Raw genomic sequence first — 585 nt, forward strand, 5'->3', positions numbered from 1 at the left:
ACCGTCATTGCATTTGCTAGGTTTTCACGAGCTTCTTTGGCAAGGGCTTTTGCATCTGTTGTAGCAGGGAGAACAAGATCTGAGGTTTCCATGCCAACAATATCATCTTGGTTTTTACGACGCTTGCCTACTTTTGTATCTGAACACACCGCAAAGGAACGCAAGGGCACTTGTGCATCGGCTGTCCATTCACGGATCGTTTGCGAGACTAAAGCAAGCGAGGGCACCAGAAACAACACACGCTTGCCTGTTCCTGCTATGGTTTCTGCTATCTTAAGGCTAGTGAAAGTCTTCCCCGTTCCACATGCCATAATTAGCTTGCCACGATCTGCTTCTTTTAACCCTTCACAGACTTTCTTGATGGCTTCTTCTTGATGGGGACGAGGCTCTTTTGTTGATTTCAGAACAACTTCTTGTTTTGTTGCAAATATTTGCCAGTCTATACGACTGTTTTCCATATGACGAAGGTCAATACGATAAACGGGTATCGCTTGTCCTTTAATCATGGCATTCACATTGTCACTTAATTCCACTTCTGTGCTGTCAACGAGAAGTCGATATTTAAAGATGTCTTTTCCAGAGGCA

At 44.1% G+C, this 585-nt stretch carries 1 protein-coding gene; it reads right to left on the minus strand.

From position 1 onward, the window contains the following. A partial coding sequence (locus ACFINR_RS09600) for a DEAD/DEAH box helicase family protein (protein ID WP_375654255.1) occupies nt 1–585 on the minus strand: 585 nt, incomplete at both ends.

It is taken from the genome of Bartonella sp. AP19HLJMH (assembly GCF_042196245.1).
Lineage (GTDB): Bacteria > Pseudomonadota > Alphaproteobacteria > Rhizobiales > Rhizobiaceae > Bartonella.